Annotated in this window: 15 protein-coding genes; 11 read left to right on the top strand and 4 right to left on the bottom strand. The window is 58.2% G+C overall.

The window, feature by feature from the left end; genetic code table 11:
* Positions 1-9 precede the first annotated feature (9 nt).
* Entirely contained in the window at positions 10-717 is a 708-nt protein-coding gene (locus tag AC0R79_RS16465) for a cupin domain-containing protein (RefSeq protein ID WP_474730604.1), read from the top strand.
* A 2-nt stretch (positions 718-719) separates the two neighbouring features.
* On the opposite strand, the gene AC0R79_RS16470 is transcribed toward AC0R79_RS16465, so the two are convergent.
* From AC0R79_RS16470 to AC0R79_RS16480, 3 genes are read right to left on the bottom strand one after another with little or no spacing between them, the layout of a single operon-like run.
* Positions 720-2108: an LLM class flavin-dependent oxidoreductase gene (locus tag AC0R79_RS16470; RefSeq protein WP_474730606.1), complete on the bottom strand. Its 1389-nt coding sequence runs from the start codon at positions 2106-2108 to the stop codon at positions 720-722.
* A 35-nt stretch (positions 2109-2143) separates the two neighbouring features.
* Entirely contained in the window at positions 2144-2989 is an 846-nt protein-coding gene (locus tag AC0R79_RS16475; RefSeq protein WP_474730607.1) for an amino acid ABC transporter permease, read from the bottom strand.
* Entirely contained in the window at positions 2986-3807 is an 822-nt protein-coding gene (locus tag AC0R79_RS16480) for an ABC transporter substrate-binding protein (RefSeq protein WP_474730609.1), read from the bottom strand. The genes AC0R79_RS16475 and AC0R79_RS16480 overlap by 4 nt, the downstream gene beginning before the upstream one ends.
* 236 nt (positions 3808-4043) lie before the next feature.
* On the opposite strand from AC0R79_RS16480, the gene AC0R79_RS16485 reads away from it, so the two are divergent.
* The 6 genes from AC0R79_RS16485 to tspO all read left to right on the top strand — a co-directional run bounded on the left by AC0R79_RS16485 (position 4044) and on the right by tspO (position 10928).
* Positions 4044-5162: an SMP-30/gluconolactonase/LRE family protein gene (locus tag AC0R79_RS16485; protein WP_085603566.1), complete on the top strand. Its 1119-nt coding sequence runs from the start codon at positions 4044-4046 to the stop codon at positions 5160-5162.
* A 278-nt stretch (positions 5163-5440) separates the two neighbouring features.
* Complete coding sequence (locus AC0R79_RS16490; protein WP_164872148.1) at positions 5441-5602, top strand: hypothetical protein; 162 nt, start codon at positions 5441-5443, stop codon at positions 5600-5602.
* Positions 5603-5972: 370 nt separating this feature from the next.
* On the top strand, positions 5973-6515 hold the full coding sequence (locus tag AC0R79_RS16495) for a DUF3833 domain-containing protein (protein WP_474730612.1): 543 nt from the start codon (positions 5973-5975) through the stop codon (positions 6513-6515).
* A gap of 25 nt (positions 6516-6540) precedes the next feature.
* Positions 6541-8079 (top strand): cryptochrome/photolyase family protein, encoded by a 1539-nt coding sequence (locus tag AC0R79_RS16500; protein WP_474730614.1) that lies wholly within the window; start codon positions 6541-6543, stop codon positions 8077-8079.
* Positions 8080-8239: 160 nt separating this feature from the next.
* Positions 8240-10414 (top strand): ATP-binding protein, encoded by a 2175-nt coding sequence (locus tag AC0R79_RS16505; protein WP_474730615.1) that lies wholly within the window; start codon positions 8240-8242, stop codon positions 10412-10414.
* Between the two features lie 58 nt (positions 10415-10472).
* On the top strand, positions 10473-10928 hold the full coding sequence (gene tspO, locus AC0R79_RS16510) for a tryptophan-rich sensory protein TspO (RefSeq protein ID WP_085745856.1): 456 nt from the start codon (positions 10473-10475) through the stop codon (positions 10926-10928).
* A gap of 27 nt (positions 10929-10955) precedes the next feature.
* Here the strand turns inward: tspO and AC0R79_RS16515 are convergent, their stop codons facing one another.
* Complete coding sequence (locus AC0R79_RS16515; protein WP_474730617.1) at positions 10956-11933, bottom strand: NAD-dependent epimerase; 978 nt, start codon at positions 11931-11933, stop codon at positions 10956-10958.
* A gap of 605 nt (positions 11934-12538) precedes the next feature.
* Here AC0R79_RS16515 and rfaH point away from each other — a divergent pair.
* From rfaH to AC0R79_RS16535, 4 genes are read left to right on the top strand one after another with little or no spacing between them, the layout of a single operon-like run.
* Positions 12539-13075 (top strand): transcription/translation regulatory transformer protein RfaH, encoded by a 537-nt coding sequence (gene rfaH / locus AC0R79_RS16520; protein WP_474730618.1) that lies wholly within the window; start codon positions 12539-12541, stop codon positions 13073-13075.
* Positions 13076-13112: 37 nt separating this feature from the next.
* On the top strand, positions 13113-14273 hold the full coding sequence (locus tag AC0R79_RS16525) for an outer membrane beta-barrel protein (protein WP_474730620.1): 1161 nt from the start codon (positions 13113-13115) through the stop codon (positions 14271-14273).
* Between the two features lie 12 nt (positions 14274-14285).
* On the top strand, positions 14286-14819 hold the full coding sequence (locus AC0R79_RS16530; protein ID WP_127798209.1) for a polysaccharide biosynthesis/export family protein: 534 nt from the start codon (positions 14286-14288) through the stop codon (positions 14817-14819).
* 2 nt (positions 14820-14821) lie between these two features.
* Positions 14822-17134 (top strand): GumC family protein, encoded by a 2313-nt coding sequence (locus tag AC0R79_RS16535; protein ID WP_258711753.1) that lies wholly within the window; start codon positions 14822-14824, stop codon positions 17132-17134.
* Positions 17135-17279 lie beyond the last annotated feature (145 nt).

Consider the following 17279-nt stretch of genomic DNA (forward strand, 5'->3'; position numbering starts at 1 on the left):
GTCACCCGTATGTCCGAACCTTGCATCATGCTGCTGGCTCGTGCCGATGGCAGTCGCGTCGACACCCCTTTCAAGCAGCAATCCTTGAACGCTGCAGACCCCTTCTCGAGCGGACGTCAGATCGCCTGGTCAGGGAGCGACGGCATATCTGCAGGCATCGTCGAAGCAGGCGAAAGCCTTGATATCAAGGACTTCCCGCACACCGAGGTGATCGTGGTTCATGCGGGGCACGTGACGTTGAAATCCCGGGAGCGGACACTGCAACTGGCCGTCGGCGCCAGCGCGGTCATCGGCCGGGGCACGGACGTGCGGATCGAAGCACAGCCCGGCACCCGCTGGGCGTTTTGCGCCATGGCCACCAAAGCCGCAACGCCCGGCCTGACCCCGCTCGACCCGCTGGCACACCTGTCCCCCTCCGCCGCGCCGGAGCAACAGATTCTGATCGGTGCAACACCGCAATGCCGGTCAGGTAATGCCTTCGAAGATGCCACGACCGATCTGCGTGTCGGCGTGTGGGACTCCACACCCTACGAACGTCACGGTCGCCCGCACAAGCTCAATGAGCTGATGTACCTGATCGAAGGCAGCGTAACGTTGCAAACACCCGAGGGCTCGAGCGTGACCGTCAATACCGGCGACAGCGTGTTTGTTGCGCTCGGTGCGCCGTGCGCGTGGAAAAGCACGCGCTATGTACGCAAAGTGTATGCGGTCAAATAGCGTCAGCCATAAAGCGCCTTGTCGAAGCGGAACGAAGCCCCATAGGCCGAGGCAGGCAGGTGGCTGGAGTGATCTGCCCGCAACCGCGAGCGGAAAGTGCCACTCTGCGGTTGAGTACGATACAGCCCACGCTTTTGCAGTTCGGGAATAACCAGTTCGACAAAGTCCTCAAGGCTGCCTGGGCTGATCAACGGGTTGAGCATGTAGCCGCTGGTGCCGGAAATTCGCGCGTGTTCTTCGATGCGTTCGGCGACTTGCTGCGGTGTACCGACAAGAATCAGGTCGCTGCCACGGGTAACGCTGGCGAAGCGCTTTTTCACATCACCCGCCGTCAGCGGCTGACCACTGCCATCGGGGCGCATCACGTAAGAGGTCAGGCCTTCGGTGTGCGTCGATAGCGCATCGCTGTCGGCGTAGCGGCTGATGTCGATACCGGTGTCGCCGGCGTAACTGACCAGTTGTGCCTGCAAGTGATAGTTGCTTTGCAACTCGTCGTATTTGCGCTGGGCTTCGATTTCGGTTTTCGCCGTGACGATGCGCAATACCGTCAACGATTTCACGTCTTCACGTTGACGCCCCCGCGCCTCAGCCTGGGCCCAGATGTCTTCCAGGCCCTGACGGATTTCCTGCGGGTTGGATTTAGCGATGAAGATCAGTTCCGCATGCTTGGCGGCGAACTCTCGACCGCGTCCCGACCAGCCCGCCTGAATCAGCAACGGGGTGCGCTGCGGCGACGGTGCGGTCAGGTGCGGCCCGGCCACGCGATAGTGCGCCCCCTCGTGATTGATCGGGCGCACCCGGTCGCCCCTGGCATACAGCTGGCGGGCCTTGTCGGCAACCACGGCGTCATCGGCCCAACTGCCTTCCCAGAGTTTGTACACCACATCGAGAAACTCCTCGGCGCGCTCATAGCGATCGTCATGCTTGATCATTTGCTCCAGCCCGAAATTGCGGGCGGCGCTGGACAGGTAAGAGGTGACGATGTTCCAGCCCACTCGCCCATTGGTGAGGTGATCAAGCGTGCTGAAGCGCCGGGCGTGGGTAAACGGGTGCTCATAACTGGTGGTCACCGTCACACCAAACGCCAGGTTTTCCGTCACGGCCGCCAACGCCGGAATGATCATCAACGGATCATTGGCCGGTGCTTCCACCGCCCATTTCATCGCCGCATCGGCGTTGCCACCAAACACGTCATAGAAGCCCAGCACATCACCAAAGAACAGCATATCGAGGTGCGCCTGATCGGCAATCCGCGCCAGGTTTGACCAGTAGCCCAGCGAGTTGATCGCCAGGCGTTCGTCAGCCGGGTGCGTCCAGAGGCTCGGCGCACCGCCGCAGCCGACGCTGGCTTGTTCATAGAGTGCAAACAGCAGAGGTTTAGGATCGGACATCGTGGTTCCTGCAAGAAATCATTCAACGGAATGGCTCAGCGCTGATGCTTGAAGCCTCTGCCGTAATGGCGTTCGAGGCGATGCTGGATCAGTTCGAGACCGATGGATAACAGCCAATAGATGGCGGCTGCGGTGGTCAGCATTTCAATGTAACGGTAGGACGAACGCCCGTACGACTGCGCCAGAAACATCACTTCCCAAACCCCCATGACCGAAATCAGGGAAGAGTCCTTGAGCATCGAAATGAACTGGCTGGTGGTCGGCGGAATGATCGTGCGCATGGCTTGCGGCAGGATGATATGGATAAACGTCGCGGCCGGTCTCAGACCCAGTGCGGCGGCTGCTTCGCGCTGACCAGGGGCAACCGCGAGAATGCCCGCACGAAAAATCTCACTGAGATAAGCCCCGTAGTTGAGCGACAGCGCGATGATCCCGGCGCTGATTGCACCTGGCACCACGCCCAGCTGCGGCAGCCCCAGATAGATCAACAGGATCTGGATCAACAACGGCGTGCCGCGAAAGAACGAGGCGTAGAAGCTGGCGATACCAAACGCCACGGCGCTGCTCGACAGCCTGCCCAACGCGGTGACAAAGCCCAGCAATAACGAAAACCAGATCGAGCAGAAACACAGGAATATCGTCAGCGCGGCGCCCTGCAAGAATCCGTTCGGCCCCAGATGCAGGCCGACCAGGTTTGGCCACTTTTCCAGAATGATCGAAAACTTCAGATCGAAGCGCATGAAAAACCACACGCCCAGACCCGACAGCGCCGCCCACGTCAGATACAGGCGCGTGCGAAAACCGAATAGCTGACGTGTCAGTGGCGGCTGCTTTTGCGGGCTGACAGCCGCTTTGGCCGGATGCGGGTTGATGGCTGTCATTGGCTGATATCAGAACCGATCCACTTGCGGGATATTTTGCTCAGCGTGCCGTCAGTCTTGAGTTGTGCGATGACCTCGGTGACTTTCGCATTCCATTGCGGATCGCCTTTTTCGACCGCCACGACGTTCGGTTCGGCATACAGTGGCTCTCCGGCAATCTTGAAGCGCGGATCCTGAGCGATGCGTTCACGCGCGGTGATCAGGTTGGTGACCATGGCGTCCAGGCGCACGCCGGTACCCAGTGCGAGATCCTGGAAGGCGACGGTTTCGTTGTCGTAAGGCGCGATCTGGACATTGTCGAACGGATAGCTCAACGGTTTGTCTTCGGCGCCTTCAATGACCAGATCCTTGTTCAGATAGGCCTCATAGGTCGACGCACTGATCACACCGACTTTTTTGCCGGACAAATCTTTACCAGTGACGATGTCCTTGTCCTTCGCATTGACCACGATCACCGCAGGTGACTGGTAATACTCCACGGGAAAGTCGAACACTTCGGCCCGCGCCTTGCTCGGCGTCATCGAGCACACGCAGATGTCGTATCGACCGTTCCAGTGCCCGGCGGCAATCACGTCCCAGGAAGGCGTTTCAAGTTTCAGCTTGACCCCAAGACGTTCGGCCACAGCTTTAGCGACATCCACATCGAAGCCGTCGAGCTGGTTCTGGTCATTGAGAAAAGAGAATGGCGGGTAACTCTCCATCAGGACACCGGTGAGTTCACCTTTTTGCGTCACGCGATCAAGGGTGGGCCCCGCGAATGCTGCGGCGCAACTGACGGCGAGCGCCAGGCCAAGTGTCAAATGTGTCGGGATCTTCAAGTGCGAATGCTCCAATCAGGAAAAGCCTTTTTAGATTAAAACGCACTATAAAATTAATATGAACTTCGTTTTATGCATAAAAAGCTTCGCTTAGGCTATATGGATTCCACCACCATGGAGCGAAGGCCTTCATCTCCAAGCCCGACCAGAGCTGGATAATAATTCACTTGTACGATGTCCTATCACAGGCTATTACTGCGTCTCCAAAAAAAAAATAAAACCACGGAGATCGCTACATGGACTCATCCCTGTCCGCCAAGCCTGACAACCTCGAACAGGTAAAAGGCAATACACGCCGCAGCTTCCTGAAGAAGTCCCTCGCTGTTTCCGCCACGCTCGCCACCGGCAGCGCCTTGTTGCCCAGTCTCTCTGAAGCTGCCGAACCATTGAGTCAACGCTACCCGGATCCACTGATTCATATCCTCGACGACAGCTTCCTCGAGCTGCGTATTTTCAACGCCAGTGTGGAAAAACTCGCCACCGGCATGCGCTGGGCCGAAGGACCGGTCTGGGTCGGTGATGGCCGCTATTTGCTGGTCAGCGACATCCCCAATAATCGCATCATGCGTTGGGACGAAATCACCGAGACCTTCACCGTGTACCGTGAACACTCGAACTTCTCCAACGGGATGTGCCGGGATCGCCAAGGGCGTCTTATCGTCTGCGAAGGCTCTACCACCACCAGTGAAGGCCGCCGCGTCACACGCACCGAATACAACGGCACGATCACCGTGCTGGCCGACAGCTTTGAGGGCAAGCCCTTCAACTCGCCCAACGACATCGTCTGCAAAAGTGACGGATCGATCTGGTTTACCGACCCGCCATTCCAGACCGGCAACAACTACGAAGGCCACAAAATCACCCCGAGCCAACCCCACGCCGTTTACCGCATTGACGGTGAGAGCAGAAAGGTCACTCGGGTGATCGACGACCTTAACGGCCCTAATGGCCTGTGCTTCAGTCCCGACGAAAAAACCCTGTACGTCGTCGAAGGCCGCGCCAAACCCAATCGCTTGATCTGGGCCATTGCCGTGAAGGAAGACGGCACACTGGGCGAGCGCCGCAAGCACATCGAGGGGCTGGACTACGCGGCAATCGACGGTATCAAGTGCGACGAAGCGGGCAACCTGTGGTGCGGCTGGGGCGGCAATGGCGATCCCAGGGCCGATCTGGAGAAACTCGACGGCGTGCGTGTTTTCAATCCACAGGGCAAGGCCATCGGCCATATTTCGCTGCCAGAGCGCTGCCCGAACCTGTGCTTCGGGGGGCGCGAAGGAAACAGGCTGTTCATGGCAAGTAGTCACTCGATCTACTCGCTTTTTGTGAATACTCGCGGGACTACGTTTGCTGTGTAAAAACGCCGTTCATCTCGCGGTCGCTTCGTGAGTATCGAAACAATATCTCGCCGCGCAGCCAGGGATGCGCGGCATTCAATCCGGCACCGTGCGACTGGCGTAAGCCACCGGCGAATGGAGTGTTCAAGGAATGTCGGGGAAATCATTCTGACAATGCACCCGGAAGATTCGCCGTAGCACACCAGCAGCGTTCAAGGATGAACATTCATTCATCGAAAACAGGCTTCGATGCGTCTAGTCTGCGGGTTACGACATAGTGACTACAGGAGTAACCCACCATGTTCTCGCACGAAAGCCTCCCGCTGATCATCCTCTTCATCATCCTGCTGATTGGCGTACTGACCGCCATCCTCCATCCCGTACATGCGTTCCATAGCTGGCTTCAAAGACGTCGGAAAAGATCATCCGCCGAGGTTGTCAGCAAGGCGGATTCACGCTGACATGCATGACTGGCCCGGATGAATCCGGGCCTTTTTCTGCGTGCAGGCAATGGCACCAGGCAGCGCAATGATCAATATCCGCCCCTCTCTCCCTACTCTGGAAAAGCTTCACGCTATGAAGTGAGTCTTCCTCTCTGCACGAAAAAATGCCGCTTCATTGTCAGCTGGCATTTTTCCGCCTATCTTGATTAAAACCTATACAAACGCATTAGCTGCGTACAATTTCTTTTACTACGGATACGCTCCCACGCGAGATTCCGTCGCGAGATAACTTAATGGAGACGCCCATAACCCTGTACGCGCCCCTCACTGCGTACAAGAAAATGCTTCGAACGTTCTCCCTCAACACCTGCGATCAGGGAGCAAGGCAATGACTCGATTACTGCTGTTACTGGCACTGATGCTCAACCTCGCAAGCTGCAGCAACGTGGATGTCACGCGTTATGCCGATCAACAACCGGCACTGAGTCTGGAGCGCTTTTTCAGCCAGCCCGTCAAAGCCTGGGGGATATTCCAGAAGCCCGGCGGCGAAGTGACCAAGCGTTTTGAAGTCACGATCGTCAGCCGCCGCGAAGGCAACAACCTGATTCTCGACGAGCGCTTCCTGTACAGCGACGGCACCCGCCAGCACCGCGTATGGACATTGACGCCCGAAGGCCAGGGACGCTGGAGCGGTCGCGCCGGCGATGTGATCGGCGCTGCCCAGGGCCAGGTTGCCGGGAACGCCGTGCACTGGGTTTATCGCCTGAACCTGGCGGTCGACGATTCGACCTATGAAGTGAGCATGGACGACTGGATGTACTTGATGGACGAGGACACGTTGATCAACCGCACCAGCATGTCCAAGTTCGGGGTGGAAGTCGGTCAGGTGACTTTGTTCTTCCGTCGTCAGGGCGCCGAAGCAAGCCAATGAACCGCACAACGCAGAGCTTGATTGAATGAACGTTACCCGCCGCTTGTGCCTGGTACTGGGCGACCAGTTGTCGTTCGACCTGGCTTCCTTGCAGGCACTCGATGCCGAGCGCGACACGGTGTTGCTGGTTGAGGTCATGGAAGAAGCCAGCCACGTGCCCCACCATCCACAGAAGATTGCCCTGATCTTCAGCGCCATGCGCCATTTCGCCCAGTCGCTGCAAGACCAGGGTGTACGCGTTGAATACGTCAGGCTGGATGATCCGGAAAACAGCGGTTCGGTGCCGGGTGAGTTACGTCGCTGGCAAGCGCTGTTGCAGGCCGAGGAAGTGCACGTCACCGAGTGTGGCGACTGGCGGCTGGAGCGCTCGATGAAGGAATGCGGTTTGCCGATTCACTGGCACGCCGATACGCGTTTTCTGTGCAGTCGAGAAGAGTTCGCTGCATGGGCCGCAGGCAAGAAACAGCTGCGCATGGAGTTTTTCTACCGGGAGATGCGCCGCAAGAGCCGGTTGTTGCTCAATGGCGATGGCTCGCCGGTGGGTGGCGCGTGGAATTTCGATGCTGATAATCGCAAGGCCCTGCCCAAAAGCGTGAAAGCCCCCTACCCGGCACGCTTCAGTAACGATGCCATCACCAGCGAAGTACTTGCGCTGGTCAAGGCGCGTTTCAGCCAGCATTACGGCGCCCTCGATGACTTCAACTATCCCGTCACTCATGCCGATGCGCAGGCTCTTTGGGCGTACTTTCTCGATTACGGTCTGGCCGGGTTTGGCGATTACCAGGACGCCATGGCCAGTGATGAGCCGTTCCTGTTTCATGCGCGCATCAGTGCGGCGCTCAACATCGGCCTGCTGGATCTGCGCCAGCTGTGCAGCGACGTGGAGTCGGCGTACTGGGCCGGCAGCGTTGCACTCAATGCCGCCGAAGGCTTCATTCGGCAACTGATTGGCTGGCGTGAATACGTGCGGGGCGTGTACTGGCTGAAGATGCCTGATTATGCGCTGGGCAACTCGTTCGGCAACACCCGGGCATTACCTGAGTTCTACTGGACCGGCGATACGCAAATGAACTGCATGCGCCACGCCATCGGGCAAAGCTTGCAGCATGCCTACGCGCATCACATCCAGCGACTGATGGTCACCGGCAACTTCGCCCTGCTCGCCGGCATCGCGCCAAGCCAGATCTGCGAGTGGTATCTGGCGATCTACATGGACGCGTTTGACTGGGTCGAGCTGCCCAACACGCTGGGCATGGTCATGCACGCCGATGGCGGTTATCTCGGTTCCAAACCCTATTGCGCCAGCGGCCAGTACATCAATCGCATGTCTGATTACTGCCGCGGTTGCGCGTACAAGGTCAGCGAAAGCACGGCGGACAATGCCTGCCCGTTCAATTCACTCTACTGGCATTTCCTGATGCGCCACGGCGAGCTGCTGCGCGGCAACCAGCGCATGGCCATGATATACAAGAACCTCGATCGCATGCCGCAGGCCAAGCAAGAGGCACTGTGGCAACGCGGCCAGAGGCTGCTGGCCCGCCTGGATAACGGGGAGTCGATCTGAAATCAGCGTTCGCCCGGGGCCATCCGTGAAACTTACCGACGACGCCACCGGTCAACGAATGAACAACCATCCAGCCAGACCGTTCGAGATGACCACTGCCCCAGTCCGGCCTGTCCGCCCCATGAATCCGGCCCCTGAAAAACCTGACAAAGCAGGTGAAATGGATACCCTCAAACACCTTGATCGCGAAGCACTTGAGTCCGAGGTAAAGCGATTACGCGCCGCGCTGCTGAGCAATGAAGTCGACACTGAGCAAAATGTGGCGGCCCAACTGCAGGCCAGCAGAGCTGCGCTCGCCCGCAGTGAGGAACGCTTCAGCACGATTCTGGAAACCATCGAATCGGCGTTTGCCATCGTCAAAGTCAAATTCGACGCCAACGACGAGCCTGTCGACTATTACTTCGTCGAGGCCAACCCGGCGTTCGAGCGCCAGTGCGGGGTCAACCTGCGCGGCAAATGGGTGACCGAATTCGCGCCCAATCTGGAACGCTTCTGGTTCGAAACCTACGGCCACGTGGCCAAGACCGGGGAACCGGCGAACTTCGAGAATTACGCCAATACCTTTGAACGCTGGTTCGATGTGCGCGCCGTGCGGGTCGGCGATCCGGCCGACCGGCAGATCGCGATCCTGTTCAACGACGTCACCGAACGGCGCGACGCCGAGGAACGCTTGCGCGCCAGTGAGGCGATCGCCCGGGAGAACGTCGAACGTGTGCAACTGGCCCTCGCCGCTGGCGCCATTATCGGCACCTGGCACTGGGACTTGCTGACCGATCGATTTGCCATCGACGAAGGCTTCGCGCAGGTGTTCAACCTCGACCCGGCACTGGGGCGCGAAGGCCTTAGCCTCGAACAGGTGATCACCAGCGTGCACCCCGACGATCGGGACGGGCTGACCACGGCGATCGACGAAGCCATTGGCCGCGGTGGCGCCTATTCCCATCAGTACCGTGTGCGCCGCGCGGACGGCAGATACCAGTGGATCGAAGCCAACGGTCGCGTTGAGTGTGCCGATGACAACACACCATTGCGCTTCCCCGGCGTACTGATCGATGTCGAGGAACGCCGCACCGTCGAGGCGGAGCGCGACGGGGCTATCGCCGCCTTGCGTGCGCTCAACGACACACTGGAACAACGGGTGTCAGCGCGCACCGCCGAGTTGATGCAAGCGGAGGAAAAACTGCGTCAATCGCAGAAGATGGAAGCGGTCGGCCAACTGACGGGGGGCCTGGCCCATGACTTCAACAATTTGCTGGCCGGCGTTTCCGGCGCGCTGGAATTGATGGGGACGCGGATCAGTCAGGGCCGGTTGAGCGAAGTCGACAAATACATGGTCACCGCACAGGGCGCGGTCAAGCGTGCCGCCGCCCTCACCCACCGCCTGCTGGCATTCTCCAGACGCCAGACCCTCGATCCGCGGCCCACCGACGTCAACCTGCTGATGACCGGCATGACCGAACTGATCCAGCGCACCGTAGGCCCGAGCATTCTTCTGGAAACCATTGGCTCGCCGCAGCTCTGGCCGACACTGGTGGATGCCAGTCAGCTGGAAAACGCACTGCTCAACCTGTGCATCAACGCCCGCGATGCGATGCCCGATGGCGGACGCATCACCATCGAGACGGCCAATCGCACCATGGATGCCGAAACCGCCAGCACGCTGGAGATTCCCGAAGGTGAGTATGTGTGTCTGTGCGTCAGCGATACCGGCACCGGCATGTCGGCGGATGTCATCGCCAAGGCCTTCGATCCGTTCTTTACCACCAAGCCGCTGGGCCAGGGCACGGGGCTCGGGCTGTCGATGATCTACGGATTCGCCAAGCAATCCGGCGGCCAGGTGCGCGTGCACTCGCAAGTCGACCGGGGCACCACGATGTGCATCTACCTGCCGCGCCACTGTGGCGAACCCGTGCAGAGCCTCGACGACAAGCACATCGCACCGGCCGTAGTCCCCAAGGCCAACGAGACCATTCTGGTGGTGGACGATGAACCGACCGTGCGCGCCTTGTTGACCGAAGTGCTCGGCGATCTCGGCTACAACCTGCTCGAAGCAGGCGACAGCGTCGCCGGGCTGAAGGCGTTGCAATCGAACGTGCATATCGACTTGCTGATCACCGACGTCGGCCTGCCGGGTGGCATGAACGGCCGACAACTGGCCGACGCCGGCAGAGAGATCCGCCCGAACCTGACGACACTTTTCATTACCGGATACGCAGAAAACGCAGTGATCGGCGCCGGCCAGTTGGGCCCCGGCATGCAGGTGCTGACCAAGCCTTTCGCGGTCGACACGCTGGTGGCGCGGGTCAGTGAATTGATGTGCTCAAGATCCGAATGAACGACCGCTGCGGCGGAATAAACCAGGCAGACTGGCTGCGGCCAAGGAGTGATAAATGGTGAATTTCCTGATTTTTCTGATCGCCTGCGGTGCAGCGGCCACCACCGGCATGGTTTTCAAGCCCGGCCAATGGTACGCGCAGCTCAACAAACCGAAGTTCACCCCACCCAACTGGGTGTTTCCGGTGGCGTGGACGACGATCTATCTACTGCTGGCCTGGGTCGGTTACCGTTTGACGATGATTCCAGGCAGCGAAATGGTCCTGGCGTTGTGGGCGGCGCAGATTGCCCTGAACACGCTGTGGACGCCGGTGTTTTTCGGTGCGCAGCGGATCGTTGCCGCGATGATCATTCTCGTGCTGCTGTGGCTGGTCGTCGCCGTGATGGTGGTCCTGGCCCTGCGCCTGGATGTGATCACCGGGTTGATCCTGTTTCCTTATCTGGCCTGGCTGTGTGTCGCTGCGGCGCTTAATTTTTCGATCATGCGCAACAACCGGGTGGGTCTCGGCTCATGACAGTAGTCCAGGAGCATAAAGCGCCGCTCAAATCCGATAGTACTGGCGATACCAACTCACAAACTGCGCCACACCCTCTGCAACTTCCACTCGTGGAGAAAACCCGATCCATTGGTCCAATGCCGAAACATCAGCCCAGGTCTTGATGACATCGCCTGCCTGCATCGGCAACAGATTGCGCTGGGCTTTTATGCCCAGTGCCTGTTCGAGGCAGTCGACGAAATCCAGTAACGCGACCGGTTTGCCGCGCCCCAAGTTGAAAATCCGGTTGACGCCACTCGCCTCCTTCTCCGGCGCTGGCGGTTTCGGACACAGGCGGACGATGCTTTCGACAACGTCATCGACGTAAGTAAAGTCCCGCGCCATCTGACCCTGGTTGTAGATGTCGATCGGTCGTCCCTGAAGAATGGCTTCGGTAAATTTGAACAGCGCCATATCCGGCCTGCCCCAGGGCCCGTAAACCGTGAAAAAGCGCAGGCCGCTGGCCTTCAAGCCGTAAAGATGGCAGTAGCTGTCGGCGAGTAGCTCATTGGCTCGCTTGGTGGCGGCATACAGCGAGACAGGGTGCTCGACCGCATCATCGACGCTGTATGGCAACTTGCTGTTGGCCCCATATACCGAGCTGCTCGACGCGTAGACCAGATGCGCGGGCGGATAATGTCGGCAGGCTTCCAGCACATTCAGAAACCCCACCAGGTTCGATTGCGCATAGGCATCCGGGTTGTCGAGCGAATAGCGCACACCCGCCTGAGCAGCCAGATGCACAACCTCGGTGAAATCATGCGTTTTGAACAACGCCATCAAGGCAGGCTTGTCGACAATATCCAGTGTTTCAAAGTTGAAACCCCGCAGACCACTCAACTGTTCAAGTCGCGCCCGTTTGAGATCCACGCTGTAGTAATCATTGAGGTTGTCGATACCGACAACTTCCTGTCCTTGGAGGCTCAGTCGTTTGACCGTGTGATACCCGATGAAGCCCGCAGCTCCTGTAACAAGAATGGTCATAATCCCTGCTCCACTTAAGCCGACAGGCGATTAGTTATAGCCTCGGTCGACTTATTGAGTCCAGCCTTTATAACAACACCCAATATTGGGGATAGTTTCTGATCTATATGACAGCCTCGACCGTAGTAACCAGAAAAAGTTTCTGCCATTCAGACAAAAGGAAAAACCATTGGAAAACAATAAGTTGAAAACTGGCAAATTCATTACTGGATGGATGGCGTGTTTTTTGACTGGTAACGTTTGACAGACCGCAAAGTCTGGCCGATAACTACCAAGGTTGATTTTTTACAGGGCGCGAGCAATCACTTACTCGCGCCCTGTCGCTTCAGGGGCAACTACTTAGTTACCTAACCTTAAGGCTGCGACGAACAGACCGTGCGGTAGCTTTGTCTTCTAAAAAGTTAAGCCGACAATGACCCGAAGACGCCGCATAACAGGGCACAACTTCACCGCGCGATGTACACCAATGAAACACTTGTGATTCATGATTGAAACACTTCACTCCCCCCAACAATAAGAAATGCACTTTCACAGCCTGCCATTACTTAGCCTTCGTTAGAGCTTCTGCCTGCCATAAACTTTCGATCATCAAAGAGTTTACAAGCATGCCAGTCATCAGCTCGGACCAACCTAATTGGTACCTTTTACAATGCAAGCCACGTCAGGATGAGCGTGCCCACCTCAACCTGCTTCAACAGAACTACGTGGTCTTTCACCCCCAACTCGTCAGTGAGCGCGTCATTCGCGGGAAACGACAGCGAGTCCAGGAATCCCTCTTTCCCGGATACTTGTTCATCCAACTCAGTCGTGACGACAACTGGGCACCCTTGCGCTCTACTCGGGGAGTCAGTCGTTTCGTCGAATTCAACCATGGTCCCGCAACAGTGGCCGAGCACGTCATCGATCACCTGCGTGCACGTTGCCTCGAATCAACGTTGTCGGAGCCGGATGAAGCGCTGAAACCCGGAGAGAATCTGCAGATCGTCAGCGGCCCGCTCGCGCCACTGGAGGGCGTGTTCCTCGGATTGCACGGAACCGACCGCGTGATGATCCTCCTGCAGTTTCTCAACCGTGAGCAGCCTGTCTGCCTGCCACTCAGCGTGATTGAACGACAACAAGCCGGTTTTCACCCCTACAACTAACGACTTGCCTTATATGCCCTTGCTCAGGAGCTATAACATGGCTTTGAAGTCACGATGCCCCGTCGCACTGATGATGGCCTGTCTCTATCCCGAAATGGCCTGGAGCATCAATCCGCAAGCCATTGATGTTTACGGATTCGATTTCACGCCATCCTTCCTGTTTTCAGAAAGTTATGACGACAACTTTCGCGAGTTGGAAAACAGCAAGCAGTCCTCCATGGTCACCAAGTTGGCGCCCTCTTTCGAGCTCAAGGCCGAGGATCGCAACAGCGCCACCCGGCTCATCTGGCAACCTACTCGCTACATTTATCACGATGAGTCGGATGCCTCGAACACGGCACAACGCGTGCGAGCGGACAGCATCATGGAGTTCACCGACAGGCATCGTCTGAAGCTTGATGCCGAGTACCGGAAATGGGAGCGCACGGAATCGACGGCAGTCGAAGGCGTCAACGACAAGCTCAACAACAAACGCGTGGGGGGGCTCTACACCTTCGGGGCGAAAAGCGCTGACAATCAAATCGATCTCGGGGCCAGTTACGCCCAACTGCGCTACGACAACGCTGATGGCATCAACGACGACAAGGAACGCAATACCACTGCCCTGACGAGCACCTGGTATCACCGCATCGGCAGCAACACCCGGGGTCTGGTGGAATATAACCACACCGACTTTGACTACCAGCAGGCCAACAGCCCGCGCAGCAGTAAATCCGACGCCGTCATGGCCGGTGCCGTATGGGATTTCACGGCACGCACGACGGGTAAAGTCCGCGTCGGTTACGAGAAAAAGAACTTCGACAACAGCGAATCCAAAGACCTCGACAACCCGACCTGGCAAGTCGATCTGCAATGGAAACCGCGGACCTATTCGACATTCACCTTCGTCGCTCGCCAGGCCCTTGCCGAGGGTGACGACCGCGCTGATGCCGTGAAGTCGACCTTCACCCAGGTCGGCTGGCGTCACGGCTGGACTGAACGGATTACTACCGTGGCCCAGGCCGGTTACGGCCGCTATGTCTACGAAGGCCAAAGCCGTACCGACAATCTTCAGGACTACAACCTGGCCGTGGTGTACGCCATGCGCCGTTGGCTGGATATCGAACTGGGTTATCGATATCGCGACAACGATTCCGATGCCGACAATGAAAGCTTCACCCGCAACGTGTTCCAGATCAGCTTCAACGTCAGCCTTTAAGAGGGTTTCGACATGAACGCTCGCATGGTTTTTATTTTGTTCGCGTTGTTTCTCATACCTCATACCTACGCGGCAGATCCCGACACGCAATACAAACTGGCTGCCGGCGACGTGTTACGAATCATCGTTTTCGGTGAGCCGGAATTAAGCATGAAAAAGATCCGGCTCAGTGACGCCGGCACCTTTTCCTATCCGTTCCTGGGCGAGATTTCCGCCAAGGGACTGACTCCCGGCCAGGTCGAGAAAATCATCGTCGACGGGCTCAAGCAGGGTTATCTGATCGACCCGAAAGTCAGTCTCAGCCAGATCGAATACCGCTCGTTCTACATCAATGGCGAAGTGAAAAAGCCCGGCAGCTACCCGTTCGTGCCCGGACTGACACTGGAGAAAGCCATCGCGCTGGGCGGCGGCCTGACCGAGCGCGCCTCGATGAAGCGAGTGACCATCTTGCGCGGCGATGGTGGCGCGACCGTGACCGATAACGTTACGCGAAGCACCACGATTGCCCCCGGCGATACCATTTCCATTGCACAAGGCTTTTTCTGATCATGGACAACAGCCCTAGCAACTACGTCGAACGTCCTCTTCAAGCGCATCTGCATCCGCAGCACGGCGAAGACAAGGACACCCTGGATCTGCTCAATCTGTGGAGGGTCATCTGGCGCGCCAAATGGAGCATCGGGTGGCTGGTTCTGCTGAGCTGCGCATTGGCGGCCGCTGTGGTCTCCAGCATCACGCCGCAATACATTGGCAGCACCACCCTGCTGTTCAACGACAAGACACCTCCTCTGATGTCCTTCCAGCAAGTCAAGGACTCAGGCGGTAACGCCACTGATTACTTGCAGACCCAGCAGGCGCTCTTGCAATCGCGGGACCTTGCCGAACGCGCGGTGAAAAAACTCGGCCTGACGACCCACCCGGTCACCGACCCGCGCCAGCAGCCAAAGCCCTGGTTTGCTCCGCGCCAATGGCTGGCCAATCTGGACCTTGATCAATGGATCCCGGGATTGGGTCGATTTTTACCGCCGAAGAAAGAGGAGCTCACTGAAGCAGAGGTCTTCAATCAGGTCACGCAGAACCTCATGCTGCACACCAGCGTCAAGTTCGTTGGCAAAAGCCAGTTGCTCGAAATCGAAGTCGAGTTGCCAGACCCTGTTCTCGCGGCAGCGGCGGCCAACGCGCTGGCTCAGGGCTTTACCGACAGCCAGCTCGATACCAGCGAGAAATCGTCGCAAACGACCACGGCGTGGATGAACACTCGCCTGATCAAGCTGCGCGATAACCTGCGTGCGGCCGAGAAAAAACTGCAGGGTTACCGCGAAGAACAAGGTCTGGTGGATGTTGGCGGTGTTGCCACCATCAGCGCCAACGAACTGGAAATGACCGGTAACCGCATGGTCGACGCCCGTCGCAACCGCGCTGAAGCCGAAAGTGAGTATCGGCAGGCGAAGGCGCTGGGCAACGGCGATCTGAGCCGACTCTCCAGCGTACCAGCGGTCTTGAGCAATCCCCTGGTGCAGAAATTCCAGGCCGATCGCGCTGTGGCTCAAGCCAAGGTCGATGAACTGGCGGGACGCTACGGTCCGAAGCACCCGAGCCTGATTTCCGCACAAACCGAGTTGCGCACCGCCACCACCAGCCTGCAATTGCAGGTCCAGCAAGTGGTGGCCGGTATCGAGCGGCAATACCAGCTCGCCACGGCGAGTGAAGCGTCGCTGCGTCAATCCTTCAATAGCAACAAGGCGCAAATCCAGGACATCGCGCGCAAAGAGTTCCAGTTGCGCGAGTTCCAGCGTGAGGTCGACAGCACGCGCGCGCTGTATGAAACCTTCGTCACCCGCCTGAAAGAAACCACGGCCACCGCCGACATGGACTCGACGAAAGTGCGCATCGTCGACCCGGCCATCGTTCCTGTCGACGCGAGCAAACCCCGCAAGACATTGATTGTCGCAATCGTCGGGCTGGTCGCTGCGGTCATCGGCGTCGGGCTGGCACTGCTCTTCGAAAGTCTGAGCAATACCTTCAAAACCGATGAGACGGTCGAGAGCGTGTTGAATGTTCCACTGCTCAGCGTCGTGCCGTTGGTGGTGAAAAAAAGTCGCCGGCAACTGGCGCGGCTCTTCGAGGACAACGACAACCCGCGCTTTTCCGAAACCATTCGCAACCTGCGTACCTGGCTGATGCTGCAAAGCAGCGAAAAGCCCTCGCAAGTGGTGCTCGTGACCTCGACGGTTGCCGGTGAGGGTAAAAGCACCATCGCCACCAATCTGGCCAGTTCGCTGACACCGCTGGAACGCGTGTTGCTGATCGATGCCGACATGCGTCAGCCAACCCTGTCGCTGAACTTCGATTTCCCTCCGGACAGCCCCGGCCTGGCGAATGTCATTGCCGGCACGGCAAGACTTGAAGACTGCATTGTTTCAGTGGGCAATCTGGACATGCTGCCGGCCGGGAAGGTCTTGCCGCCGTCGCTGGATATGTTCGTTGCGCCGCGCCTGCCGTCCCCTGGCGATCCGCTCAACCCGGTTCAGCCACCACCCCAGGATTTGCTCAGCTCGCCGCGCATGGCGCGCATGCTCGAGGCGCTCAGATCACGCTATCGCCACATCATTATCGACTCACCCCCTGCGGAGATGATCAGTGACGCGCTGTTGCTGGCCAGACATTCCGATGCGGTGATCTATGTCGTCAAGGCTGACAGCACCTCGATCAGCCAGGTTCAGCGAGGGATTGCCATGTTGCAACAAAGCCATGTGCCGGTCTTTGGCACGGTGCTCAACCAGGTCGACCTGCGCAAAGCGCGCAAGTACGGCTACCACCACTCCCGGGCGTTCTATAACTACGATTTCGCGCCCAGGTAACATCGGGCGCATACGCCCGCCGCTACGCCCTCTTCTGCCAACGCACCACTCGCTTCACCTCCGCCGAGCTACGGAAAAGCCATCGGGAGACACGTCGTGTCTGCTCGATTCGCGCTGATGCATGAATGCTGTCTTGAGGTTAAGC

The organism is Pseudomonas sp. HD57-3, from assembly GCF_056113135.1.